Here is a 25,313-nt window from a genome sequence, read left to right on the forward strand (position 1 = left end):
AATAGGGCGAGATTTCCGCTTGGATTGTTCATCTTTCTGGCGCTGCTTTTTTCGCTCCTGTTAATCAACAACTATAACGCAATAGCACGTTACAAGCAGGCTCAGAGAAAACTCGAGAACCTCCAGAGGGAGTATGATGCTCTCGAGAAAGAAATCGAAATCAAGGAATCTGAACTGGAGCTCTTAAGGCAACTGGCTCCGGGAATGCCGCAAAATGACACTGGAGGAAATAGATGAGATTCGTAGTAACAACCTCTCACAAGCCTACTAGAGAAGAAGTCGTGAATGCCAGAACTCTGGCAGAGGAACTGGGAGTGAAGTATGTTTCGAGAGGCCGACTTAGGGAATTTGAGAAAGAGAGTCCCGTTGATTTCTATTACGTGTTTGATAAGAATGGTCAGCTTTCCATAAAGGCTGGACAATCTGTTTTCTTCTTTCACCCGGGAATGTCGAAGGTCAGATACAAGAACATCAAGCTTCAAAATTCTGACTACCTGATAAACAGCATGGAGCTTTCAGGGGAAGAAGTAGTCCTAGACACTACTTTTGGACTGGGAAACGAGGCGCTTCTCATTGCACACTTCTTGCCTCGGGGCAAAGTCGTTGGCCTTGAAGCGTCCGAACACATATTCAGAGTAGTCGCCCATGGCCTTCGAAACTACCCTTACACTGATGAATGGATAAGAGAGGCATCAACAAGAATCGAACTTCATAATATTAATCTGCGGGAGTTCGTAAAGTCTTGTGCAGACAACTCTTACGATATTGTTTACTGTGACCCTATGTTTGACAGACCCCAGTTGAGTTCCCATTCAATCAATCCGCTAAGACCCTTTGCCGTATATGAGAGAATAATAAGGTCTGATGTGGATGAAATGATACGGGTTGCTTCGAAGAGATTCATAATTAAGAGCAGAACGAGAGACACTCTTTTCGAGGAGCTTGGTCTTCACTTCGATAGACTCTGGGGAAGTAAGAAAAGTGGAGTATTATATGGGGTGATTGAAAAGAAATGATCCCTTTAGTATTAGGTCCAACTGCCGTAGGGAAGACTTCACTTCTGCTGGAAATCGCTGGAAGACTTCCAATAGAAGTGATTTCCGTGGATTCTCGTCAGATTTATCGCTTCATGGATATTGGTACTGCAAAACCAACACGTACAGAACTATCTCTGCTTAAGCATTGGCTAATAGACATTCGAAATCCCGATGAGAGTTTCGACGTGATGGAATTCAGGAAGCTCTCTCTCGAATTCATCGCGGAGATTAAATCAAGGGGTAAAATCCCTGTTTTGGCCGGTGGGACGGGCCTGTATGCTGACGCCCTGATCAGAGGATTGGCGGATGTTCCGGCGAGAGATGAAAATATTCGTGAAGCCCTGCTACAAATCGAATCACAAAAAAAGGGGTTCTTAAGAGAGCTGCTTCGGAAAGTCGATCCCAAAGCCTTTGAAACGATACACGAAAATGATTTGAAACGTACTGTCAGATATCTTGAGGTTTTTCTCAGAACAGGGAAACCGTTAACTGAATTCCATAAAGAGAGCGAGATGTCGGGAGAGTTTGGTATAGTGATTTTACAGAGAGAAAGGGACGAGCTGCACAGAAGAATCGAGGCACGTGTCCACAGGATGATTGACTCTGGTCTTGCAGAAGAGACGGAGAGGCTTCTCGAGATGGGTTATGCTCCGGAACTCAACGCACTGAAGACAATAGGTTACGCTGAGATGGTACAATATATAAAGTGTGGAGTATCCCTTACGGATACCAGTGAGCGGATTATCGTAAACTCTAGAAGATACGCTCGTCGTCAGATTATTTGGTTCAGAAGATACAGAGAAGCTTTGAGAATTGACCTGTCCACTCTCGGAAATGAGGCGGCTCAGGTTCTTGAAAATACGATTCTCTCAGTTTGGGGGGGTAAGAATGGCTGAAAAGTTCAATTTGCAGGATCGTTTCTTGAATCTTTTAAGGGTTAACCGGATCGAAGTCAAGATCTATCTCGAAGGTGGGTTCCAGACGAAGGGGATGGTCAAGTCTTTCGACAATTTCACTGTGCTGCTTGAAGATGGTCAGGAACAGACTCTTGTTTACAAGCATGCTATCAAGATGATGGTTCCTCAGAAGTATGTGAAGTTAACGAATACTTCGGGCAAGAAGGAGGACTGAAGAGAGTATAGACACTTTACTTGTCGCTGTTTTTTCGTCTGAAGAACAGGATATGAAAACAGAAATACTGGGCGAGCTTCAAGAGCTCGCCCGAACTGCCGGTTATTATGTAACGGAAAGCGTCGTTCAGAATCTTGATTATCCCGATCCAAGACACTACCTTGGAAAAGGAAAGGTTGACTTTGCGAAGAGAATGATTGAAGCCTTTGGTGTATCTCTTGCGATAACGCGACATGAGTTATCGCCGTCTCAGGCGATGAATCTTGAAAGACTGCTGGGGATACATGTCATAGACAGAACGCAGTTGATTCTTGAAATCTTCGCTGAACATGCGACAACCAAAGAGGGAAAACTCGAAGTAGAGCTCGCCAGCCTTAAGTATCAACTTCCGAGACTGAAGGGATTTGGCAGGATGCTTTCACAAACCGGAGCAGGTATAGGTACAAGAGGGCCTGGGGAGAAGAAACTTGAGATAGATAGACGGCAGGCTCAGGACAGAATCTCTCGCCTCAGAAAAGAGATCGAAGAACTCGCGAAACGGAGAGAAATATCACGCAAGAAGAGACAGTCATCTTCGGTACCTCTTGTTTCTTTTGTTGGCTATACAAATGTTGGGAAATCATCGTTAGTCTCCGAGATTAGCAGCGAGGATCTAATCATAGAGGATAAGCTTTTCGCAACGCTCGATACCCGAGTCAGGAAAGCGAAGTTGCCGGCTGGAATGCAGTTACTGGTTTCCGACACAGTTGGATTCATAAGAGAATTGCCACACGAGTTGATGGAGAGCTTCAAATCCACGTTGGACGAAGTGAAGTACTCCGATATCCTTGTGGTAGTTTCCGATGCATCTGACATGGCAATCAAAGACAAGTACTCCGTAGTAGACCGTACTCTACGTGAAATAGGTGCGGGAGAGATCAGAAGAATTCACGTTCTGAACAAGATCGATCTCTGTACGAATGAAAGACTGGCCGAACTGGAAGGATCCTTTCCAGATTCAGTAATGGTAAGTGCACTGAGAAGCTACAACATTGAGGGCATACTTAATGAAATCACAAGGAAACTCTTTGGTGAGAAGTCCAGAAGAACGTTGAGATTGACTCCTGCCGAGTTTTCGAATTTCATGAGATTTAGAAACTCCGTGGAAGTGCTTTCTGAGAGCTTTGACAGAGAGCTCATCGAGATCGTATATTTGTCCTCCGATGAGATAAATGAACGGCTCATTTCTTCTATATGTGAGGAGGGAAGAAAATGAAGAGGTTATTATCGGTCATACTGGTAATTCTGACTACTGGAATGTTGTTTTCGGCGACACTTCTTTTTCCTTTGAAGAGGGCACCGGAGATAACGGGCTATTTTGGCGAGTTTAGGGGGAATTCCAAAAATATCAACTATCCCGAGCATTTCCACATGGGAATGGATTACTCAACTGGAAGTATTGTGGGACTTGATCTTCGTTCTCCAGACGATTCGTATGTGCACCAGATCTATATAAACCATCCTATATATGGCATTGGGATAGCCCTTACGCTTCCTGAAGTCACGAATATTCTTACTAATGAGGAAGGTATCAATGTGATCTTTGCGCACGTTAATGAAGTCGGGGACACTTCTACGTTAACGGGAAGAAAACTAAATGATCTTTATCACCAGCTAATTTCTGAGTTTGGAGATCAGTATGTCGAAGTAACCTTTGACCCTAGAGAGCTTCTTTTCAGAAAGAGCGATGTTGTCGCAAAGTCAGGAAACAGCGGTAATGTTCCTCCTCATCTTCATCTGGAGGTTAGGGATTCAACAATGCAGACGATAATCAATCCGGGATTCTTTTTCGATACAGGTTCTCCAACTCCAGCAATTGAAATACTTGACATAAGAGCGGGCGGAAAAACGTACTCATTTTCGGAAGGTAAACCAACGATAGAAATGACTCCGAACACTCCACTGGATCTTCACGCAAAGGTGCAGCTGAGGCATCCGATAAGTCCCAAGACTATTGAGCTGTACGTAGAGAACAGTTTGATCTACCAGATAGATTTCGTATCATTTGAATTGGACGAAGTCGATAAGGTTCGCGAAATATATTCATCACCATCAACGGAATCGGATTATTGGTTCAACTTAAACTCGAGGATTTCGCTCAGTGTCCTGCCAATAAACATCTGGGATGACATCGACTGGACAAATCCTAGAGATGCGAGAGTGGTAGTTCGAGATCACTGGGGGAACGAGGCTTCGAAAGACTTCAGAATTGAAATGAGGAGGTAATTCAGATGTTTTTCAAGAAGAAGCCGCGCGATATTGGCAGGAATCCCTTTTACGACAACGGGAACACTGTGGTTGTGCACTTTCAGTGCAACAAGTGCGGAGAGAAATTCAGAAGCCATCTTAGAAAGTATTACGATGTCAGTGTAAACTATGGAAAGGGTAAGGGTGCTTACAGGCTCGACAAAGAGTTCATTGGCAGCAACTGTCAGAACAGGATTCAGATCACTGCTGAATTCAATAGAGCTTTCAAACCTTTGTCTTTCGAAATTGTTGGCGGTAGATTCATTTCCAAAGAAGAATATGAAGAATAGATTCATTTTGTAGGAGGCAGTTATGAAGACTTGGTTGTTCACCAGTGAAAGTGTTACGGAAGGCCATCCCGATAAGATGGCCGATCAGATTTCCGATGCAATTTTGGATGCAATGTTAACACAGGATGAGAACTCGAGGGTCGCAGTTGAGACTCTTCTTGCTACAGGGGTTGCAGTAGTTGCTGGAGAGGTAAGTACAAAAGCCTATGTCGATATTCCGAGAGTTGTCAGAGACACAATTCTCGATATTGGATACAACAGGGCTAAGTTTGGTTTCGATGGGGAAACCTGTGCAGTTCTCACAAGTATAGACGAGCAGTCACCGGATATAGCTCTTGGAGTTGACAGGTCCTATGAGGCAAAGAAGAATGATGTAGATAGATACGCACTTATTGGAGCCGGTGATCAGGGTATGATGTTTGGTTACGCAACGAACGAGACGCCGGAAATGATGCCTTTGCCTATCGTTCTCGCCCATAGACTTGCCAGAAGACTCAGTCAGGTTAGAAGGGATGGAACCGTCCAAGGCTTCAGGCCTGATGGAAAGACCCAAGTTACCGTTAAGTATCAAGACGGAAAACCGGTTGGTGTGACTGCTATTGTAGTTTCAACACAGCATGATCCCGATCTGACCAGTCACGAAATCGAAAGACTTGTCGTTGACAATGTGGTAGCTCCGGTAATCGAGCATGATCTATTGCTTGAGGGCGTCGAAATCTTCGTGAATCCAACCGGGCGTTTTGTCAAGGGTGGACCTTCGGCCGATACTGGTTTGACCGGGAGAAAGATTATTGTCGATACCTATGGAGGCTGGATACCTCATGGCGGAGGCGCCTTTAGCGGTAAGGATCCGACGAAAGTTGATAGGTCGGCCCATTACATGGCCAGATACACCGCGAAGAACATCGTAGCCGCCGGATTGGCGGAACGAGTAACACTTCAGTTGGCTTATGCAATTGGAGTTGCAAAACCCGTGTCGTTCATGATAGATGCTCACGATACGGAGAAGGTGGATCTCGAGAAATTAAGGAAGGCCGTTCTAAAGGTTTTTGACTTCAGGCCCGCTGCCATCATAGACCGTTTGAATCTCAGGAGACCAATCTACAGACAGATAGCCGCATTTGGTCATTTCGGCAGGATTGATGTTGATCTTCCCTGGGAAGAAACCGATGCGGTAGACCAATTGAAGAAAGCACTGGATTGATGATACAATAAACAGGTAAATCTCGAAAGGAGGAGAAGTGATAAGTGCCTAACAATGCATCAGCAAAAAAGAGAGTAAGACAGACCGCCAAGAAAACAATGATGAACAAGGCTGTCAGAACGAAATTTAGGAATGCTTCAAAGAAGCTGTATAAAGCTATAGAAGAGGGTGAAGATCCAAAGCTCGTTTCGTCCATGCTCAGTGAAGTATATTCTACTCTCGATAAGGCGGCTAAGTCCGGGACGATACACAAGAATACGGCTTCCCGTAAAAAGGCTAGATTGACCTCAAAAGTGAAAACATACGTCGAAACGAGAGGATAATACAATCAAAAATGAAAAAAGGTGGCTTTAGCCACCTTTTTTTGCTGTCAACAGCAGCAATCAAAGATTCTCTGGAGTTGCGTCCTGATGTGTCCCAGCGAGGACGTTCTCTTCAGTCTCAGGATCGAACAAATGCATCATCGACATATCGAAAACAAGATCCATCTTGTCACCGGCAACCGCTCTGCTCTTTGGGTCTACTTTCGCCACAATGTCATCTCCGTGAATGTTAGCATGGATAAGCGTTTCGCTACCTAGAGGTTCAACAACGTCTACACTGCCCTTGACTGTATACTCATCCTTTGGCGCGACGGCGTACATCTTGTCGTATATATCCTCCGGTCTTATGCCGAATGTGATGTCCTTACCGACCAAACCTTTAACTTTGTCAACCTTGTCTTCAGGGACCAGAAGTTTCATGTCTTCTTTGACGACCCAAACACTACCGTTTTCGGATACAAGCTTTGCGCTTATGAAGTTCATTGCTGGAGTTCCTATAAACCCCGCGACAAACTTATTTCTCGGTTCAAAGTAGACCGAATAAGGATCACCTATCTGCTGAATAATGCCATCTTTCATTATGACAATCTTGTCTGCCATTGTCATTGCTTCAACCTGGTCGTGAGTGACGTAGATGATCGTTGCCTGTAGATTCTGGTGGAGCCTCTTCAGTTCCGCCCTCATCTGCACCCTCAGCTTCGCATCCAGGTTGGATAGAGGTTCGTCAAAGAGGAAGACTTTTGGCTTTCTAACTATCGCTCTTCCAACGGCAACCCTCTGTCTCTGACCACCGGAAAGCTGCTTTGGCTTTCGATCAAGTAGCTGCTCTATTCCAAGGATTCTGGCAGCTTCCCTGACTCTTTCCTCAATCTCGGGCTTGGGTGTCTTCCTAAGTTTCAATCCGAATGCCATATTCTCATAAACAGACATGTGCGGGTAAAGAGCATAATTCTGGAAAACCATAGCGATGTCTCTATCCTTAGGTTCGACATCGTTAACGACTTTACCACCGATTTTTATTGTTCCCTCGGTGATTTCTTCCAATCCGGCTATCATTCTCAATGTCGTTGTCTTTCCACAGCCGGAAGGGCCCAGTAAAACAAGGAACTCTTTGTCTTTTACTTCCAGATTTGCATCCAAAACAGCTTTGACTCCATTTGGGTAAGTCTTACCTACCTTCTCGAGGATAACTTCTGCCATCTTACACCTCCGTCAATCATCGTCGACTTGAACAATAAGATCCTTTATTTCAACATCCATCGCTTCATCGCCAGCGTCCATTAAATAGAGATCATAAACCCTCTCAAGAAACCTGTTGAAGAGCACGTACTTGCGATAGTCCATCACTACAGCCTTGGGAAGACCGTTTTTTGTTATAATTATATCGGCCTTCTCACAATCGTCAACGACCTTTGAAAAGTGTGTTTTTGCTTCGGCCAGAGAAAAAAAAGAGAGCTCATGTAATCTTGACAAAGGAACCACCTCGGGACCATTATACAGCATGACCATAATTATAGTCAAGCTTTGGAGGTGCCAGAGATGGCGAAGAAGTTTTTCTTGAAACAACCAATGATGAGAAAGGTAATCTACGCTCTCCTTCCAATTCTGATCTTCGCTGTCGGTAATTTCGGCTGGGTAGTGTTTTCCAAGGTTTTTCTATCCATTCTCATCTCGGTTTTTGTCGAATGGTTATTCGAAAAGAAAAAGGGAAAACCCGTCAGCGAGGCCTCAATAGTCACCGGCTTTCTGATTGGCCTGATTCTTCCACCGGCAGTGCCCTTCTGGATTGTAATTGTTGCCTCTTCATTTGCGATGATCTTTGCGAAAATGGCCTTCGGGGGTTTCGCGAAGAATCTCTACAATCCGGCCTTGGTAGGAAGGGCCTTTGTCTATATTAGCTTTCCCGCAGCCGTTCAACAGAGCTGGACGCCGGCGGTTCAAAGCTGGGGACAGGGATTCGTTCGCTGGATCAGCTCCGATATCATTACCATGGCTACTCCAGCGAATGTCATCAGAAGTGGAGGAAGTGTAAGTGCGTGGAGGATGATATTTGGCAATATCTCCGGCTCATCAGGTGAAACAGCAAAGTGGTTGATAGCAGCTGCAGCTGTGTACCTTATTATCACCAAAGTTGCTTCGTGGAAGATAATTGTCTCGACGCTTTTGTCAGCATTTGTCATGTCAGGGATTGTCTATATATTCGACCCTTCTAAAATGAGCCCGTTTCACTGGATTATTGGAGGTAGTATATTGTTTGGGGCAGTATTCATGGCCACCGACCCTGTAAGCGCTCCGAAGAAAGAAAAGTCGAAATGGATATATGGAGCTATGATCGGTTCACTAGCGGTGATAATAGGGTCTTTCTCTCTTTTCGGTGCGGGTCTCATGTTTGCTGTTCTCATTGCAAACACGTTTGCGTCTCTTCTAGATTACCTTAACACCCCGAAGAAGGTGAGGGCATGAGTGGCAGATTGTACTCAGTAGTATTTACCTTTGTTCTCACGACGATCTTCGTTTTATGTCTTGCTGGCATTAACGCTTTGGCTTCCGGCACGATCGAGAAGAATGAACAACTCGAGTTCCAAAGATCTCTCGTTTACGTGTTTAATCTCGCAGAAGACATCGACTCAGTCTCAGATGAGGAAATTCTAGGGCTTTATGGCAACAGGATTGAAGAGATCACCGGGGATCAGACAGTTTACATTGTCAACAAAGATGGCTCAAAGGAGTTAGCCTTTACAGTACAGAGTCCGGGTTTGTGGGGGACAATTACGGCACTTATTGCATTCAATGAGGAGGGAACGAGGATTACCGGAATAGATTTCGTCAGCCACTCGGAGACGCCCGGTCTTGGAGGTAGAATTGACGAAAGTCGGTTCAAGGAGCAGTTCAGAGGAGAGCAGATCTCTTCAGATCCCTCTGCAAGAGTGGCTGTGGTTACGGGACAGGATACTGTCTCTAAAGAAGATGCTCGAGTTGACGCAATTACGGGAGCCACCAGAACATCTGAATCAATACAGATCCTCTTGAACAAGGCGATTAATTCTGTATTACCCGTCGTTCGCGAGGTGGTGAAATAAAATGGCTGATTCCAAGAAGACGGTCTTTCTTGCAAACATCTGGAAGAATAATCCGGTAATAGTGCAGATTCTGGGGATCTGTTCTGCTCTAGCAGTCACAAACAACCTGACAAACACTCTGATTATGGGAGTAGGTCTAATCTTCGTTACCGCTTTCTCTTCACTGACCATCTCCGCTCTCAGAAAACTGATTCCAAGAAACGTGCGGATGATGATTCAGGTTCTTATTATTGCAACTTACGTGATAATTCTCGATATTGTCCTCAAAGCATATCTACCCTCTATCAGCAAGGCTCTTGGTCCTTATGTTGGGTTGATAATAACGAACTGTATCATTATGGGACGAGCAGAAGCCTTTGCCCAGTCTCACGGTCCGATTCTTTCCTTTCTCGACGGCGTCTCCGCGGGAATTGGCTATTCGCTGATTCTTCTTGCCGTAGCCTTTATAAGAGAGCTTCTGGGTTTTGGCACGATTTTTGGAGTGAGAGTTATGCCGGAAAGTTTCACTCCTTGGGTGATAATGATAATGGCTCCCAGCGCCTTCTTTATTTTAGGTGCGATAATCTGGATCGCGAGAACGCCGATCGTCAAGAAGAAGTAAGGGGGGGTTTAGATGGGAGTTCCACTTAATCCATTTGTAATAATGATAGCGGCGGCATTGACAAGTAATATGGTGCTGAGCAATTTCCTGGGGATGTGCTCTTTCATATCGGTTTCTAAAGACATAAAAACTGCCAATGGGCTTGGTATGGCAGTGACATTCGTTCTTACGCTTACTTCTGTTCTCAACTACATAGTCTACTATTACATATTAGTTCCTCTGAATCTCGATTATCTTAGGTACATAGTGTTCATTGTTGTAATCGCTGCTTTTGTGCAGTTCCTGGAAATGATCATTGAAAGATTCTCTCCGACTCTCTACATCAACTTGGGAATCTTCTTACCCCTCATCACAGTCAATTGCGCAATTCTCGGTGGAGTTCTCTTCATGATAATCAGAGAGTACAGCCTCATCCAGTCTCTGTTCTTTGGGTTCGGTTCTGGTGCTGGCTGGTGGCTTGCGATAGTCGCACTGTCTGCAATGCGCATGAGAATGAGAGAGAATGATCTACCTCCTCAATTGGTTGGCCCAGGCATTACAATGATAATTATCGGAATCATGGCACTTGCCTTTATGGGTTTTTCGGGCATGTTGCCCGTTCAATAAGGTGGTGTTTTGATTGCAAATAGTCATATCAGCTCTTGTGATCGGAGGAATTTCGGCGCTGCTTGCTGCAATTCTCACTATTGCGGATGCCCTTGTGAACAACTATGGAGAAGTTAGTATAAGAGTAAATGATTCGAAAGACTTGAAAGTGAAAGGCGGAGCGACGCTTCTGTCTACGCTTGCAAGTGAGAAGATCTTCATTCCCTCTGCATGCGGAGGAAAAGGCAGCTGCGGACTTTGCAGGGTAAAGGTTTTGACAGACGTCGGGCCCATTCTCCCGACAGAACTACCATATCTTTCCGAGAAAGAGAAGAAAAACAACATTAGGCTTTCGTGTCAGATTAAGGTTAAGAGTGATATATCAATCGAGATCCCTGAAGAATTGTTCAATATAATGGAATACATCGCTAGTGTTTCATCGATAACGGATGTGACACACGACATCAAGGAAGTCTTCTTTGATTTGGAAGATGAGATCGAATTCAAGGCAGGTCAGTATGTGCAGCTGATAGTTCCAGCTTATGGAGATATCAAGGGTGAGACAATGAGGGCATATTCGATGTCCTCGCAACCCTCGGTTAAGAGCGGTGTCGAATTGCTGATAAGACTTGTCCCGAACGGGATTGTCACAACTTACGTTCACAAAATGCTAAAAGTTGGAGAAAGAATTAGGATTCTTGGGCCTTTTGGCGACTTTTACTTGAGAGACACCGATTCAGATATAATATTCATTGCGGGTGGCTCTGGAATGGCTCCCATCAAATCAATAATTTTTGACATGATGGAAAGAGAAGTGAAAAGAAATGCCTATTATTTCTTTGGAGCAAGAAGCAAGAGAGATCTGTTCTACCTTGAGGAGATGAAAGAGGTTGAAAGAAAGATGCCCAATTTTCATTTCATTCCAGCACTGTCTGATCCACTGCCAGAAGATAATTGGGAAGGGGAAACTGGATTGATAACAGATGTTGTGGACAGGTATCTCTCCGAGCAAGGAGACGAGATTGACAGAGAAGCGTATCTCTGTGGCAGTCCGGGAATGATAAATGCCTGCATACGTGTCTTGACTAGACACAAAGTACTCGAAGAAAAAATATTCTACGACAAATTCGGATAGGGTGGAGGTGAGAAAATGAAACAAACTCCGGATTTCGACAGAATTCAAGAAAATATGAGAGCGGGAAATATCACCGGTCCTGGTTTTTTGGGTGATGATGACAGGAATCTTGTTGATATAATCAGTGAAGACCAGATAACCGTCAAAGAACTTGGCCTTACAAACGAGATTATCGCAGACAAGCTGGAAATGCTGATGAAGGAGGGTGAAAGAGGATTCGGCTCCCCCGTGAAGGTCGACGATCGTTTTGTAGTGATTGTGGAGGAAAGCAGAGGTTACATTCCATGTCCATTTCGCCATGGTCATCTTTCAAAGAAGGTAAACGTCAATGTGAGAAATATCGCTCTGAAGGAAGAGATCGATTATTCACCGATCTCCATTCACTTAATACGAGAACATGGATTTTTTCAGGGCAAAGGTTCACCTTATAGACTTGATCCCACAAGAATTGCGAAGATTCTAGAGCTGGTTTGACTGCAGATGGGAATTTTGAATTCAGGCAAGAACGGTAAGAAATATTCCTCGAGAAACAGAGCCCTGTTTACGGTCTTCTTTGTGGTATTGCTTATTGCCTTTGTATCGTATTATGCCTTTGGATACAAGATAGAAGTTGTAGTTCCCTCTGAAGAAGTGAACCTTTCCGATTTGACTTTCAATGACGATGTTTTCTCTCTTCTTGGAGAAGCGCCGTTTCCGCCTGACCAGGGTCTCGCAAACGGAGTCTCTGTGGACCGAGAAGACGGGGAGAGCATACGCGTATTTTACCCACCTGAGGATAATTCGGTTGTCTGCCTTCAGTTTGAGCTGAATTCCAGAAATATCAATGTGTATATTTGGAAGACATTTTCAGTTGATTCTGCAAGAAGCGTTTGGGACACGTTGTTCCTCGTGGAAGCGTCTGTGCTAACCAGGGATCTCGGAAGGATAAAAAAACCAGACTACTATTACGCAAAAATCGTCAGATTTGGGGGACGGGATCAAACTCTCATCTGGCAGAAAGGGAAATGGGTCGTGCTGGTAAAGAGTCCAGGATTTACGCTTGAAGAAGATGAAGAGCGGCTAATTCTAACGGAGCTTTTCGATTCTAGTATAAGAAGTTAGTCTCATCTTCAGAGTAGACTTCGATACCGTTCTTTAGAAGAAGTTCCGCAGTGATTCCCATACCGTCAACCATTACTCCACTAAAGGTTCCGTCATAAATGCCCCTGCATCCACAAGAGGGGCTTCTTGATTTCAGTATAGCTATGTTAACTCCAGATAGTTTGGCTATTTTTAGCACCTCTTCCGCCCCCCGTAAATAGTTTTGAGTGACATCATTTCCAAACTGATCTAACACCAACTTCGCTGCCCTCCAATCAGCAGAGGTTGTGACTTCCGCTCTTGGACGAGGTGTCGGAAGTCCTCCAAGCTGTTCCGGGCATACTGGCAAAAAAACAAACCTGTCAACAAGCTCTAAAAGCTTTAAGGACAGGTTATTATCTCCACGGTATGTGCAGTTCACACCAATCAGGCAAGCACTAACAAGTATCTTTGTCATTTACCACCGGCGGCAGTTCCATCGTCCTCTCTTCTAATTACGTACATCAGATCACGTGTGGGAAGCATTGATAATGGATTCATTGTGTTTGCTCTTGGATCTCTTACTTCGAAGTGAACGTGAGGCCCCGTAGAGACCCCAGTGCTTCCTACCCGACCGATCAGTGATCCCGCATCAACCCTCTGACCAACATAAACGCTGATTTTGCTCATATGACCGTAACGTGTCAAGTAACCGTTATCATGTTGAATCTCAACCATGTTTCCGTAGCCGCCATTTACACCAGCAAAAACAACCGTACCTCCAGAACCCGCAAATATCGGCGTCCCTTCCGGTGCGGCGATATCAAGTCCTGAATGGAAAGAAGGTTGCCCGGTAACAGGGTGGGTTCTCCAGCCGTAGTCTGATGAAATGACTCCGTATATTGGCCACCTGAAAGGCGAGCTTTGGGGAATATATTGGTATAGATTGACCAACGACATAGGAATGAAGATTCTTTGTCCCGGATTGATAACGGAATCAGGCTTAAGATTGTTGGCTGCAATTAGTTCATCAACGGGAGAAAAGAAAAGTTTGGCGATATAGTCAAAGGTGTCGCCCGACTGAACTTCATAGATCAAACCATCCGGCTGGGGTATTCGAAGCGTATCCCCGGCCTTTATACTGTTGGGATTTTTAAGACTGTTGAAATCAATAATAGTTGAGATGCTAACGTCCAAGTCTCTCGAAATAGTATGAATCGAATCTCCCGCTCTAACCACGTATGTAACAAGAAAATACGCGAAACTGCGAGTCATCAACAGCGAAGACATAAATAAGAATAACAGAATGACCCGACGGTTCATTCCCTGCCACCTCCAAAAAGCCCTAAAGAAAAGAAGACAACCAAAATGATTATACCAAAAAGCAGTCCAACGGCAAAATGCGAACCAAAAATCGTTTGTAAAATAATGGATAAACCTATCAGTACTGAGACCGCACTTCCTAAGAGTACCACGGAAGCCGCTGTGTCCTTCAATACTCGTACTCTTTCGTCATAGTATGGTCGCAAAATGTCTGCAAGCTTCTCTATTAGAGTGTTAATTCCTTCCAGTAGTAATACCATAAACGTACAGAAAAGCAGCCAATAATAATCATTCTTATCTACTTGGATCAGCGCACCAAGAGAGAGAATAACGGCCCCAATCACAAGCTGGATCCTGAAGTTCCTCTCTCTTAGAAGATGTTTTATACCGTTAGTAGCGTTCCCAAGGCTTCTAACAAACTTTCTCATTCGAATCCCCGGCCGACAGAATCGATTCTTTCTCTTCTAATACTGTAAGACTTCTCTATTAGTGAGTAACCGAAATCAATCGCCTGGGCATTCATTTCAACATATTTCGCTTTAATATGTTTCGTCATGGCCTCTTTAAGGGACTGAGTAGTCACGAAACTTCCCGCTCTGGCTATTAGGCCCAATCCGACCATGTTTGCTGGAAGAGTGCTGCCAAATTTTTTTTCAGTAAGCTCGGTGACTGGTTTCTGAATAATCTTTCTGGTCATTCTTACTCCTTCTTTTGGAATAGAACTGACCAGGGTGGAGTCGACTATCAGTACTCCGTTCACATGTAAGAGAGGGACATGAGCGTTTACAGCCGTCTGATGCATCGAGTAAATTAGTTCGAAGGAATGAGCTTTGGGATAGTCGATTGGTTCACTGTTAAAAAGCACATCACAATACGAGAGTCCGCCCCTCACCTGAGCCCCGTAGGATTGGGTTTGAACTACCCAATTTCCTTGAATAATAAGGGCTTCGGCAAGAATTATTCCCATCAATACGTTGCCTTGGCCTCCAATACCCGAAATCCTTACTGAATGAGGTTGTGTGAACGCTTGTTTCATCCATTGTCACCTCTTTCTGCCTTCATCAATTCCTCGATCTTTTTTCTGTAGCTATCGCTGTATGTATCAGCATTCTTGTTTACGAATTCACCGGCCACGATTTTATCGGCCAATTCCTCAGGAGACATTGTCCTAGCCTTGTTAATTTGTACTGTGTTCTTCTTGAAATAGGCAAGCATGTCTTCAGGTTGTGACATGGCGTTATATCTACCGTAGTATGTGTGACAGTTGGTCATTATTTCTATTACTGCCATACCTTTGTGATCGAGGGCTTTCTGGATGAGTTGAACCATCTGTGCATAGTGAAAGACGGTTGATCTTGCGACGTATGTCGCTCCCGAGGCAAGTGCCAGATTGACAATGTCAAATGAGTTCTCTACATTGCCGTACGGAGAAGTCGATGCGATTTTCTCATGAGGTGTGGTTGGAGAGTACTGCCCTCCGGTCATTCCATATATATTGTTGTTGAATATTATCACCGTTATATCCATATTCCGTCTGCAAGCATGAATGAAGTGATTTCCGCCAATTGCGAGAATATCTCCGTCCCCACCCATCACAACAACTTTAAACTCAGGTCTAGCAAGCTTTACTCCCGTTGCGAACGCAATTGCTCTACCGTGAAGAGTATGCATAGTATTGAAGTTAAGATAGCCCGTTACCCTTGAAGAACAACCAATTCCCGAGACAACAGAGACTCTGTCTGGATCGAGGGCATTTTTGTCGACAGCATCTATGAATGCTTTCATAATGACACCGTTCCCACAACCGGGACACCAAACGTGAGGCATTCTATCCTGCCTCAAATACTTAGTTAGCCTTGCGATAGCCATGATTTCCTCCCATTCATTTCGTAAATTGTGTCATCGTGACATTTGTTTTTTCAAACATGAACTCGGTCAATGGGTCAGGATATCCCTCAGAAAAAACGACCCTCTTTATTCCAGCATTTATGATAAGTCTAGCGCAAACCGAACACGGACGATGAGTTACATAAATAGTTGATCCATTGGTCGCTATTCCAAATTTCGCTGCTTGTGCAATCGCGTTTTGCTCGGCATGGGCCGCATAGCAAATTTCCTGGTTTTGACCGGAAGGTATTCCAAGAGCGTCTCGAATGCACTCGGTTTCATCGCAGTGTGGAAATCCCGAAGGTGGTTGGTTATAACCCGTAGATAGTATCCTGTTCTCTCTAACAATCAAAGCTCCGACCTTCCTGTGGTGGCAGCTGGACCTTTCCCGAACTTGGTAGGCAAGTCTCATGAAATATGAATCCCAGCTCTCCGTTTTACTTTCCGGTTTGTGTGTGGAGAAACCCTTAAGAAAATCCGACAGATCTTCTGCAGACATCATATCATTCCCTTCAGAAGTTCAATATGGTTATTCTCTTCTTCGATAATCCTCTTAAGGGCATCTGCTGTGGTAAATCTTGCGTTTTTTTGAATGCTTTCGTAGAATGCTATGCTTTTCTTCTCAGCTTCAATTGCAAGAGAAATTATCTTCTGATAATCGGAACTGCTCATAGAATCATGAAGACTTCTGGAGAAAACACTACCATTTGCCAGGTCTTCAACGTATGCCTCTGAATCATCCCAGTTTATGAGTTCGAGGGACTCCTCTTCAAATTTCCTTAGCAGAAACTTGAATGTCTCTACATGTCCTTCTTCTTGCTTCGAAAGATATCTAAAGAGTGAACGCTTATTTTCATCCTCAACGTTTTCTGCAAGTTCCCTGTAAAAGCTTACCCCGACTTCTTCGATTTTCATTGCCAACTCAAGTATTTCATGTGGAGAAAGCAATCACCATCTCCTCCTTGATATCGATAAGCTTCTCCAGAACGCTTCTAGAAAAGTCCATTCCATTATCGTTCAATCTTATTCGACTGTTATCTGGCGAAAGGTAGTCACCAAGATGAGCTCTAAGCTCGGAGACCAAAGTATTATTCAACTCATCAGGAAGTTCCAGCTTTGATAAATCAACGCCTTCCATCAGTCTTAGTCCCATAAAAAGCGTTTCAAAAACCTCTTGAATGACTGAGTTCTCCCTCAATTCAAAAACCGGTCTCCTTCGAAGATTAACGAGATATCGATACTCAAGGAGATCGGAAGTATTCACGTACCTCTTTCTATCGAAGTGACTACCGGCTGAAACGCCAAAGCCCATATATTGCTCGTTTCGCCAATACTTGAGGTTATGAAGACACTCACGACGTCCTCTCTCCCATGATGAGATCTCATATCTACTGAACCCCATTTTGCTTAAAGAATCAAGAATAATATCGTGAAGGCCTTCTACTATTTCTTGTCTCGGTAAATCAATGATATCATCATGGACAAGCCGCATCAATTTAGTTTCGTGGTCAGAATCAAAAACATAGTACGATACATGATCCGGATTTATGGCGCTAATCATTTCAAGGTTTCCGGCAACGTTGCTTTCGTTTTCTCCAGGCAACCCTAGAATGAAATCGAGATTAAGGTTTTCAAAGATATCTCTGCTGGCCATCAGTCTGTCTCTGAGATTCTTAGGGACCGGTCTATCGCATCGTTCGAGGATCTCCCTTTCCGATGATTGTATACCGATCGAGAGCCTGTTGAATCCAATATCCCTCCACTGCTTAAGGTTTTTTAGATTGAGTTCCCAAGGGTTGGCCTCTATTGTAACCTCCACTGGCGCGGCATCAAATGAGCAGGAAATGAACGACATCAAATCCCTAAGAAGCTCAACAGGATATAAGGAAGGCGAACCTCCTCCAAAGTAAAGAGTCTCAACCCTCTCTGAAGCTGGATACATTTCTACTTCCTTCTTCAGCAAGTCGTGGTATTGTCGTACGAGATTACCATCATACTCAACCGTGCAAAAGTCGCAGTATGAGCATCTCCTCGCGCAAAAAGGAATATGGATATAGAGTCCCATACCCATCAGAAAATAAGCCTCATGAAGATCCCGTTGAGATTGAAGTTTGTTACCGAGATTCCAGCAAAGATTGAATCATCACTCCCGAGTTTCGAGATAAGTATTTGAGCGTCAATTCCACGCATGCTCACCATTACGGTAGGAGAAAGCATAAGCCTCAAATCGCCTGCGGGAACAATAAAGCTGCCTGCGAAGGCCAGTCCGGGATCGAAGGACAAGTAGTTCATTCCTATACCTATACCATATCCAACCTCGCCTAGCGAGTCGTTTGTTTTAAGGTCAACAGTTGCGACAACATTGCTTTCCATGTTTCTAATTCTAAGACTTCGCTCATATTCTTTTGCATAAAGGTATAGACCAACATCGTTGAATGAAAAAGAATCCTCTCCGTGAAGAAAGACACTTAATCCTCCGTTAAGCTGACCTAAAGGGAGTCGAACCCAGTTTCTTACAAGATACTTCATCTTACTAACCGTCGAAAGTTCCAGTTCAAGAGCTGTGTGAGAGAAGATAGGAATCTGATTAGTGTTAGACACATACCTGACTCCCATAAATAGACCTTCGTGACTGGCCAACAACGATCCTCTGAAAACGCCGTCCTGGATTTTCAACTTCAAAAATCCGGTAGAGTACTCCTCCCAACTGTCAACATACGTGACACCAACGTAGGGAATTCCCGTAGCCAATGCTAGAGTCAAATAGATGTCCTCGTAAGCCCTGATATCTGCTGAAACACTCCATCCTGCGTTGTTGAGCTTTAACTGGGTTTCGGAAAGAAGAAGAATCCCAGAAAGCAATACAAGTGACAGACATAAAACTCTCTTCAACCTTTGAGCACCCTCCTTGCGATTTCATTGACTTTTGATGGATTTGCCTTACCTCTCGTTGCCTTCATTACAGCTCCTACGAAGTAACCAAGAACACCTTCTTTCCCCTCTCTAAACTGCTTCACGGCAGCGGGGTTGTTAGCCATGGCCTTTTGAAGGGCATCTTCGATTACCTCAGCATCGTCTATTTGTTCAAGCCCCTTCTCTTTTACTATCTCTTTGGGCGACTTCTTTTCTTCAACAACTGTCGGGAAGATATCTTTGGCGATCTTGTTGGAGATCTTTCCTTTATCCATTAAATCGAAAAGCTCTTTGAAATGCTCCGGACTTACCTTAACCTCTTCGATGGTAAGTCCCTTGTCATTCATGAGTCGCAATACCTCTCCCATTATCCAGTTCGAACTCTCTTTCGGCTTTCCAGTGACCTGAGCGACTTCTTCAAAGTATGAAGCGATGTCCCCGTCTGAAGAGAGTACACTTGCGTCGTACCTCGGGAGCGAGTATTGCTCAACAAATCTGTCGATCTTCTCCCATGGTAGCTCGGGAAGATTCCCCTTGATCCTTTCGATGACTTCATCACTGACTACCAGAACTGGAAGATCCGGTTCAGGGAAGTAGCGATAATCGTTTTCTTCCTCCTTCGATCTCATTGAAAAAGTCTCTTTGGACGAAAAGCTCCAGGATCTTGTTTCTTTTGCAACATCTTCCCCAGAAGCGAGCGCCTTTGAGATTCTCTCCTGCTCGAATTCAAGCGCCTTCTCAACAAACTTGAATGAATTGATATTCTTTACCTCTACTCTGTTAGAGCTTCGTCCCGTTTCATCTACCATCGAGATATTAGCATCACAGCGTAATGCTCCCTTCTCCATATCTCCAGAGCATACCTCCAGCGCCCTCAGAGTGTCTCTAAGAAGCTCCATAAAGATTCGGGCTTCGGCGGGACTACGGAGGTCGGGCTCGGTTACGATTTCTATCAAAGGAACACCGCATCTATTGAGATCCACGAAGCTTCCCGATGATCCGGTTATAGAATCCGTTCCCTGATGCACCATTTTGCCAGCATCTTCTTCAATGTGTATCCTGCGAATCCTCACTTTTCTTTTCTCTTCCTCGTTCTCCAGATAGAGATAACCGTGTTCTGCAATCGGAAAGAAATACTGTGTTATCTGGTAACCTTTTGGTAGGTCAGGATAGAAGTAATTCTTTCTATCAAAGACAGAACGTTTGTTTATAGTGCAGTTCATAGCGATTCCCGCCAAAACTGCGAATTCTACTACTTTCTTGTTAAGCACCGGTAGAGTACCTGGCTGCCCTGTGCACACTGGGCAAATTGCAGTGTTAGGTTCGAGATCGAAAACATCGGCTCTACAGCTGCAAAAGGCCTTCGTTTCTGTTTTCAGTTGAGCATGAATCTCCAGTCCGATCACAGTTCTGAGCATTACTCTGTCCACCTTTCTGCTATGATCGCCAATCCATTACTAAAAGAGGGAGACAAATCCTCAATTCCTTTGGCGGCATCAAGTATGGAGACATCACTGAATCTCTTGCCCGTTATCAAAACACCTACTGGCATTCCATTAACAAAACCTGCAGGAACTGAGATCGAAGGCAATCCAGCGACATTTGCTGGAATCGTATAGATGTCCATCAAGTAATACGCCAGTGGGTCGTTTATTTCGCCTATCCTAGGAGCGACTACAGGAGAAGAAGGATTCAAGATGAAATCATACTCATCTAGCACTTTGCTAAGTTCACCGGCCATTACTCTTCTAGTCTTCAAAGCCTTTCTATAGTAAGCATCATAATAAGTCGCACTCAAGGTGAATGTACCAAGCAGGATTCTTCTTTTAACTTCCTTCCCAAAACCCCTGTCTCTGCTCTTGCTTGTCAGACCTTCATAATCCTCCGACTGCTGCCTCGGCCCAAACCTTATTCCATCATAGCGTGAGAGGTTTGAACTGGCCTCTGCAGGAGCAATCAGATAATATGTGGCAACGGCGTATTCGACAGAAGGTACGGATATTACTTCAACATCGGCACCCGATCTCTCTATATCTCTTGTTATGGAAAGAAATTTTTCCTTCACCTCTTCATCTAGACCGGGATAGCTAAGCATTTCCGAAGGGACAGCGAACTTCAGGCCCTTCAAATTTCCTCCAAGCGAAGTATCGAAGGACAGAGCGTGTCTTATTGTATTTGAGTCACGAGAATCATGTCCAGAGATCATCGACATCACGTCTGCGGCGTCTTGCGAACATCTTGTCATTGGGCCTATCTGATCAAGGGAAGAGGCAAATGCAACCAGGCCATATCTCGATACAAGTCCGTAAGTAGGTTTAAAGCCGACGATTCCACACATGGAGGCCGGTTGCCGGACTGAACCGCCCGTATCGCTTCCAAGCGCAAAAGGTGCGAGACCTGCCGCAACTGCTGCGGCACTTCCTCCACTACTACCACCCGGTATACGATTCAGATCCCAGGGATTTCTCGACGGTCCAAACGCTGAGTTCTCGGTTGATGAACCCATTGCGAACTCATCCATGTTCGTCTTGCCTAAAAGCTGTCCACCTTTGGAATTCAATTTCTGAGTTACTGTTGCGTCGTATGGTGAATCGTAGTTTTCGAGTATTCTGCTCGCACAAGTCGTCCTTGTCCCTACCGCAAGAATATTATCCTTTATGGCGTAGGGAAAGCCCTGTCTTTCTTCTGAAAAGGTTCTTACCTGAAGGAATGCATTGAGTTCATTGTTGTATTTGTCAATTCTCTCTCTGTAGAACTTGTAAGTGTCTCCGAGAGAAATGATTTCCGAGAGCCTCAGATTTAGCGGGTTCTTTGTCACGAAAGCCACCTCCAGATATTCATGACAATTCTAACATTTTCAGGACACTTCTAACAGAAGAGAGCAACTCGAATATACTGAAGGCCGGAAGCTGAATCTTATTACATCTACCAATAGTGAGAAGTTATCAGCTGCTATGTGCACGCTTTAACGAAACTCTGTTAGTTGCGCTCGAAAAGGGAATAATGGTTCTCGGTTGTCCTGACAAGAGCGATGCCATTTTTCGGCGCATTTTCCGTAGACGACTATCTCTGGTAATGGCTGTGGTAAGCATAAGCATCTGGCTTCCATTTTTTGCCATTCCATTAGCGAACCAAACTCCTCGGAAAGGATCTTACTCGGTTGATATTATCGAAAAGAGATGCTGAAACAAGTTCAGATGACCGAATCAAGAGGGTTCTCGCATCCGGAGTCTAGGGGTTTGTGAACAGAGGCGGTTGACCCACGAGGACCTTCAGGGCTATCGAGGCTGTTATCAAGTATTACTCATACTAATTCCTTACTTTGTCATACTGTGGAGCCTACCCTGAAATTTTCTTGTTCAGGGTCATCAGCAATTCAGTTCGGGATCTGGGTCATCAAAAATCGTTTTGGAAGCGGAAATAAAAAGAAGCTGATTCTCCGTTAGCAGAAAAGGATCCATGGTACAGAGTCTGTGGAGACTACTTACAAATGCTCTAGCAACTTGCAGTTGTTCTTTCAAGAGAACGGAGAACCGTTATTAGTTAACTGATTGTCCTGTTCTAAGTGCTACTTGTCGGTACAGTGATCTCTCAATTTTAATCCCTCTTCTGAGCTTTCCACATCCTGGCACTCTCTAATGAAGGTCGTTAGCTATGTATCCACTCTCAGGCAGGCAAACATCGTAAAGCCAGTTCCACGACTGAGCACACTCGGTTGAATCCATTTCGAAGTGTGCGACCGCATATCCCCCTGCAGGAACAATCATCTTTCCAATATCACCGTCTACTCTTGTGTCTTGAGGAACTGTAATGCACATGCTCAGTCTCAGCTTTTCCTCTTCAGTCACTTCCGGATTATCGTGGTAAATGATGAGAGAACTTGCGCTCTTCTTTTCCAGAAATCCTCGAGGACCTGCCCAGGAACAGAGTTTGTTGAACAAGGTTTCGAATAGTTTCTCATCACCGGCACAAGGACCTATGTAGCGGACATAAGCAACCGTACTCTCCTCAAAATTCACGGTATCTACTCTCTCGGCTTTTTCCCATATTCATCCTCCTAAAAAAACTGTCGATGCTACGATTGTGGAGGCGGGAAAGAATGTTGGGCGATCTACATTGCCTTCGAAAATACCTAAATTGCTTTCAGTCACTCCGCTATTGATCTTATTGGGTTTCTCATTTTTCCACTGGAGTGGATTCATTCCAAAACGCTTCTTGATACTTCTGCTGAGCGATGATCCGCTGGCGAAACCGCACTGATCTGCGACCTGAGCAACTGTACTATTGGGATCGTTTGTAAAGAGTGTAACAGCTTTTCCAAGCCTTGTTCTCCATATGAACTGGAAGAGGGTGTTTCCAGCGGAGGCATGGAAAATTCTGTGGAAGTGATATTTCGAGAATCCCGCTACATCTGACAGCTCATCAAGCGTGAGTGACTCTGACAGTTAATATCCTATGTAGTCCATTATCTCGTTTATTCTTGATATGCAGACGCCATGTAAAAGGTGCTCAGGGATGAACTGATTCATATCTTATCTTTCCTTTTGGAATGGAATGTAAGTCGAGATGCCTTGCGCTCTGCTTCAAGCATGAAGTGGATGCTATCATTAGGTAAAGGTGCAGCTTCAAGTGAAGTATCTCTTTTTTCTGGTGAATAGGATCTCTTAGCGTGAACCTTCGACAAACCAAATACCTCCTCCCGATTCAAGGCCACTAATACCAACTGGTTCTTTTACTGGACCTTCGAGCAACGAAATTACCCTTGTCCAATGCACAAACATCTTAAATCGCCCATAGTATAACCTCAATGTTAATTAGTCAAATATATCTAGTTCTGCAGAAAGAATCAAACATTAAAACTGGCCAAATTAAAAACTAAAATTGATCCTTCTCAATACAATGAACAAATAATATACCTGAAAACTGGATAATAATTCACTTCTTCCAATTGCAGTTGCTTGATTCCATAATATATTCAGTATTTTTCTTTATATCAGAGCAAATAATTATAGTAATTCCAATAATAATTATATTTATCTAAGATTTTTTTATTTTACTTCTTGACTTTTGATTATTTTGTGTGATATATTATGAATGTAGAAGCATAGATTAATAAAAAGGAGGTGTGAGAATGAGAAAAGTGATAGATCCAGCGTCCGTTGAAAGAGCAGTCAGAAAGTTCAAAGAGAAACTGGCAAGAGAGTCCTTCCCACATTACCCATGAAGGAGGTGAGGAAGATGAGAGGAAGAGAAAGAAAGGTTCACTACAGAGAAAGGGAGATCTACTCAAACATCGTTGAAGATTCAATCAGATCAAGAGTAATGAACATCAGATAAAAGAGGAGGAGCATGTATGAAATTCAGAGAGAAGAGAAACTTAAAGGCAATAGACAGATTGATCTAGAGTGAGAGAGAGACTGTTTACAGCAACTTACTTATCAATCCGAGATTTTGATTGGAGAAGAGGAGGAATGAAGATGAAGAAGAGAAACATGAAGGAAGTAGACAGGATGGTTTCACAGGTAAGAGAGAGTGCTTTCAGTTCCTTGATGATGAATCCCAGGTTCTAACTCCAAAGAGAAGGGGGTGAGATCATGAGAAAGAGAAGAGAGAATTTAGCGGATGTGGATAGATACATTGACAAGATAAAGACAGATGCACTGAAGAGATACATGAGCTCTATCCACAACTGAAAAGAAGGAGAGGCGTTCAAATTGATAGAATCCAAAGAAATACTGGATACCAAATAACTGAAGACCCATTCCATAACTTTCCAAAGGGTCTTCAGTTTTTTATTGTAGAGTCTGTGGAAAGTGATGGCCGTTTCTCTGCTATGGCAGATCAGTTATAGAATGCAAGACGCAATATCGGCAAAGATCGTGCCAGGACGCAAGGCTGCCTCCGGCAGGAAGTGATGCTCGCTGGCGCGAGGAAGAAAGAAATATTAGACTCAATACGCCGAAAAGCATTGGCGGTCGCATGCCGGCGAAGAACATGCCGGGACGCAAGGCTGGCGAAGAACACGCCAGGCGGGTAAAAACCAAAATCCCTTACAAGAGTAAGACGTGATGACAGTCATTTATGTCATCCTCGCACATCTGCCAGGATCTTGATCCTTGGATCGCTTTCAAGACCAGATCCCCCGATCAGTTGCATATCGGGATGACGGTCTTTTTTCCTTCGGGTCATCCTCGCTTCTGGCCAGGATCTTGATCCAAAGAACCGCTGTACGCTGAATGATCAGTTGTAAGTTGTCAGTTCTAAGTTGCAGTGTGCCAAGAAGGCGAAGAAGGAAACTTCTAGCCATGCTTAATTGAAGATGAGGGAGGGCCCCTCGAAGCCGCCATGCAGGTGGAGGCTTCAAACCACCGTAAGCTGCTGTGGTAAAGAGCCATGGTAGTGAACGTTACGGGAAAAGGCGGGACAGTGATCCCGTCAGGTGAGTACCAGAGGAGACGA

31 protein-coding genes are annotated in these 25,313 nt (G+C 44.2%); 16 read left to right on the forward strand and 15 right to left on the reverse strand.

Annotated elements, in window-relative coordinates:
- Positions 1-24 precede the first annotated feature (24 nt).
- The 9 genes from THEBA_RS04200 to rpsT are packed head-to-tail and all read left to right on the forward strand — an operon-like array spanning position 25 to position 6,271.
- Positions 25-237, forward strand: coding sequence for a hypothetical protein (locus THEBA_RS04200; protein ID WP_041928075.1), 213 nt, complete (start codon positions 25-27; stop codon positions 235-237).
- The gene (locus THEBA_RS04205) at positions 234-1,016 is read left to right on the forward strand and encodes a class I SAM-dependent methyltransferase (protein ID WP_014730579.1); all 783 of its coding nucleotides are present in this window, start codon (positions 234-236) and stop codon (positions 1,014-1,016) included. Before THEBA_RS04200 ends, THEBA_RS04205 begins: the two co-directional genes overlap by 4 nt.
- Positions 1,013-1,933: a tRNA (adenosine(37)-N6)-dimethylallyltransferase MiaA gene (gene miaA, locus THEBA_RS04210; RefSeq protein WP_014730580.1), complete on the forward strand. Its 921-nt coding sequence runs from the start codon at positions 1,013-1,015 to the stop codon at positions 1,931-1,933. The genes THEBA_RS04205 and miaA overlap by 4 nt, the downstream gene beginning before the upstream one ends.
- A complete protein-coding gene (gene hfq / locus THEBA_RS04215; RefSeq protein WP_006492522.1) occupies positions 1,926-2,168 on the forward strand; it encodes an RNA chaperone Hfq in 243 nt (80 codons plus the stop codon). The genes miaA and hfq overlap by 8 nt, the downstream gene beginning before the upstream one ends.
- A gap of 7 nt (positions 2,169-2,175) precedes the next feature.
- A complete protein-coding gene (hflX, locus tag THEBA_RS04220; RefSeq protein ID WP_269078294.1) occupies positions 2,176-3,423 on the forward strand; it encodes a GTPase HflX in 1,248 nt (415 codons plus the stop codon).
- Positions 3,420-4,433 (forward strand): M23 family metallopeptidase, encoded by a 1,014-nt coding sequence (locus THEBA_RS04225; protein ID WP_014730582.1) that lies wholly within the window; start codon positions 3,420-3,422, stop codon positions 4,431-4,433. Before hflX ends, THEBA_RS04225 begins: the two co-directional genes overlap by 4 nt.
- 5 nt (positions 4,434-4,438) lie before the next feature.
- Positions 4,439-4,744 carry a hypothetical protein gene (locus THEBA_RS04230; RefSeq protein WP_006492526.1) on the forward strand — a complete coding sequence of 102 codons (306 nt, stop codon included), beginning with the start codon at positions 4,439-4,441 and terminating at the stop codon, positions 4,742-4,744.
- Between the two features lie 22 nt (positions 4,745-4,766).
- Entirely contained in the window at positions 4,767-5,948 is a 1,182-nt protein-coding gene (metK, locus tag THEBA_RS04235; protein ID WP_014730583.1) for a methionine adenosyltransferase, read from the forward strand.
- A gap of 44 nt (positions 5,949-5,992) precedes the next feature.
- Positions 5,993-6,271: a 30S ribosomal protein S20 gene (gene rpsT / locus THEBA_RS04240; protein ID WP_006492528.1), complete on the forward strand. Its 279-nt coding sequence runs from the start codon at positions 5,993-5,995 to the stop codon at positions 6,269-6,271.
- A 60-nt stretch (positions 6,272-6,331) separates the two neighbouring features.
- On the opposite strand, the gene THEBA_RS04245 is transcribed toward rpsT, so the two are convergent.
- Entirely contained in the window at positions 6,332-7,471 is a 1,140-nt protein-coding gene (locus tag THEBA_RS04245) for an ABC transporter ATP-binding protein (protein WP_014730584.1), read from the reverse strand.
- 12 nt (positions 7,472-7,483) lie between these two features.
- Positions 7,484-7,744 carry a type II toxin-antitoxin system Phd/YefM family antitoxin gene (locus THEBA_RS04250; RefSeq protein ID WP_006492531.1) on the reverse strand — a complete coding sequence of 87 codons (261 nt, stop codon included), beginning with the start codon at positions 7,742-7,744 and terminating at the stop codon, positions 7,484-7,486.
- Positions 7,745-7,810: 66 nt separating this feature from the next.
- Here THEBA_RS04250 and THEBA_RS04255 point away from each other — a divergent pair, with 66 nt between their 5' ends.
- Genes THEBA_RS04255 through THEBA_RS04285 form a run of 7 tightly spaced genes read left to right on the forward strand, consistent with a single transcriptional unit; the run spans position 7,811 to position 12,773 of the window.
- Entirely contained in the window at positions 7,811-8,734 is a 924-nt protein-coding gene (locus THEBA_RS04255) for an RnfABCDGE type electron transport complex subunit D (RefSeq protein ID WP_014730585.1), read from the forward strand.
- The gene (locus THEBA_RS04260) at positions 8,731-9,351 is read left to right on the forward strand and encodes an FMN-binding protein (protein ID WP_014730586.1); all 621 of its coding nucleotides are present in this window, start codon (positions 8,731-8,733) and stop codon (positions 9,349-9,351) included. The genes THEBA_RS04255 and THEBA_RS04260 overlap by 4 nt, the downstream gene beginning before the upstream one ends.
- 1 nt (position 9,352) lies before the next feature.
- Complete coding sequence (locus THEBA_RS04265; protein ID WP_006492535.1) at positions 9,353-9,952, forward strand: NADH:ubiquinone reductase (Na(+)-transporting) subunit D; 600 nt, start codon at positions 9,353-9,355, stop codon at positions 9,950-9,952.
- A 12-nt stretch (positions 9,953-9,964) separates the two neighbouring features.
- Entirely contained in the window at positions 9,965-10,558 is a 594-nt protein-coding gene (locus THEBA_RS04270) for an electron transport complex protein RnfA (protein WP_014730587.1), read from the forward strand.
- Positions 10,559-10,571: 13 nt separating this feature from the next.
- Entirely contained in the window at positions 10,572-11,672 is a 1,101-nt protein-coding gene (locus THEBA_RS04275; RefSeq protein ID WP_014730588.1) for an NADH:ubiquinone reductase (Na(+)-transporting) subunit F, read from the forward strand.
- Positions 11,673-11,687: 15 nt separating this feature from the next.
- Positions 11,688-12,146 (forward strand): hypothetical protein, encoded by a 459-nt coding sequence (locus tag THEBA_RS04280; protein ID WP_014730589.1) that lies wholly within the window; start codon positions 11,688-11,690, stop codon positions 12,144-12,146.
- Between the two features lie 6 nt (positions 12,147-12,152).
- A complete protein-coding gene (locus THEBA_RS04285; RefSeq protein WP_014730590.1) occupies positions 12,153-12,773 on the forward strand; it encodes a hypothetical protein in 621 nt (206 codons plus the stop codon).
- Here the strand turns inward: THEBA_RS04285 and THEBA_RS04290 are convergent.
- The 13 genes from THEBA_RS04290 to THEBA_RS14940 all read right to left on the reverse strand — a co-directional run bounded on the left by THEBA_RS04290 (position 12,757) and on the right by THEBA_RS14940 (position 23,299).
- Entirely contained in the window at positions 12,757-13,209 is a 453-nt protein-coding gene (locus THEBA_RS04290; protein ID WP_014730591.1) for a DUF523 domain-containing protein, read from the reverse strand. The genes THEBA_RS04285 and THEBA_RS04290 overlap by 17 nt on opposite strands.
- Positions 13,206-14,054, reverse strand: a complete 849-nt coding sequence (locus tag THEBA_RS04295) for a M23 family metallopeptidase (RefSeq protein WP_014730592.1) — start codon at positions 14,052-14,054, stop codon at positions 13,206-13,208. The genes THEBA_RS04290 and THEBA_RS04295 overlap by 4 nt, the downstream gene beginning before the upstream one ends.
- The gene (locus THEBA_RS04300) at positions 14,051-14,482 is read right to left on the reverse strand and encodes a diacylglycerol kinase family protein (protein ID WP_014730593.1); all 432 of its coding nucleotides are present in this window, start codon (positions 14,480-14,482) and stop codon (positions 14,051-14,053) included. The genes THEBA_RS04295 and THEBA_RS04300 overlap by 4 nt, the downstream gene beginning before the upstream one ends.
- On the reverse strand, positions 14,479-15,090 hold the full coding sequence (locus THEBA_RS04305) for a 2-oxoacid:acceptor oxidoreductase family protein (protein WP_014730594.1): 612 nt from the start codon (positions 15,088-15,090) through the stop codon (positions 14,479-14,481). The genes THEBA_RS04300 and THEBA_RS04305 overlap by 4 nt, the downstream gene beginning before the upstream one ends.
- Complete coding sequence (locus THEBA_RS04310; protein WP_014730595.1) at positions 15,087-15,923, reverse strand: 2-oxoacid:ferredoxin oxidoreductase subunit beta; 837 nt, start codon at positions 15,921-15,923, stop codon at positions 15,087-15,089. The genes THEBA_RS04305 and THEBA_RS04310 overlap by 4 nt, the downstream gene beginning before the upstream one ends.
- A gap of 13 nt (positions 15,924-15,936) precedes the next feature.
- Positions 15,937-16,440, reverse strand: coding sequence for a deoxycytidylate deaminase (locus THEBA_RS04315; RefSeq protein ID WP_041928414.1), 504 nt, complete (start codon positions 16,438-16,440; stop codon positions 15,937-15,939).
- On the reverse strand, positions 16,440-16,889 hold the full coding sequence (locus THEBA_RS04320; RefSeq protein ID WP_014730597.1) for a ferritin-like domain-containing protein: 450 nt from the start codon (positions 16,887-16,889) through the stop codon (positions 16,440-16,442). The genes THEBA_RS04315 and THEBA_RS04320 overlap by 1 nt, the downstream gene beginning before the upstream one ends.
- Complete coding sequence (gene hemW, locus THEBA_RS04325) at positions 16,873-18,012, reverse strand: radical SAM family heme chaperone HemW (RefSeq protein WP_014730598.1); 1,140 nt, start codon at positions 18,010-18,012, stop codon at positions 16,873-16,875. Before hemW ends, THEBA_RS04320 begins: the two co-directional genes overlap by 17 nt.
- Positions 18,012-18,833, reverse strand: coding sequence for a hypothetical protein (locus tag THEBA_RS04330; protein WP_014730599.1), 822 nt, complete (start codon positions 18,831-18,833; stop codon positions 18,012-18,014). Before THEBA_RS04330 ends, hemW begins: the two co-directional genes overlap by 1 nt.
- On the reverse strand, positions 18,830-20,272 hold the full coding sequence (gene gatB / locus THEBA_RS04335) for an Asp-tRNA(Asn)/Glu-tRNA(Gln) amidotransferase subunit GatB (RefSeq protein ID WP_014730600.1): 1,443 nt from the start codon (positions 20,270-20,272) through the stop codon (positions 18,830-18,832). Before gatB ends, THEBA_RS04330 begins: the two co-directional genes overlap by 4 nt.
- Positions 20,272-21,672, reverse strand: coding sequence for an Asp-tRNA(Asn)/Glu-tRNA(Gln) amidotransferase subunit GatA (gene gatA, locus THEBA_RS04340; RefSeq protein ID WP_014730601.1), 1,401 nt, complete (start codon positions 21,670-21,672; stop codon positions 20,272-20,274). The genes gatB and gatA overlap by 1 nt, the downstream gene beginning before the upstream one ends.
- 817 nt (positions 21,673-22,489) lie before the next feature.
- Positions 22,490-22,873, reverse strand: coding sequence for an AraC family transcriptional regulator (locus tag THEBA_RS04345; protein WP_049794038.1), 384 nt, complete (start codon positions 22,871-22,873; stop codon positions 22,490-22,492).
- Between the two features lie 30 nt (positions 22,874-22,903).
- Positions 22,904-23,299: a helix-turn-helix domain-containing protein gene (locus tag THEBA_RS14940; protein WP_081484602.1), complete on the reverse strand. Its 396-nt coding sequence runs from the start codon at positions 23,297-23,299 to the stop codon at positions 22,904-22,906.
- Between the last annotated feature and the right edge of the window lie 2,014 nt (positions 23,300-25,313).

The sequence above is a fragment of the Mesotoga prima MesG1.Ag.4.2 genome (assembly GCF_000147715.2).
In the GTDB taxonomy this organism is placed as follows: Bacteria; Thermotogota; Thermotogae; order Petrotogales; family Kosmotogaceae; genus Mesotoga; species Mesotoga prima.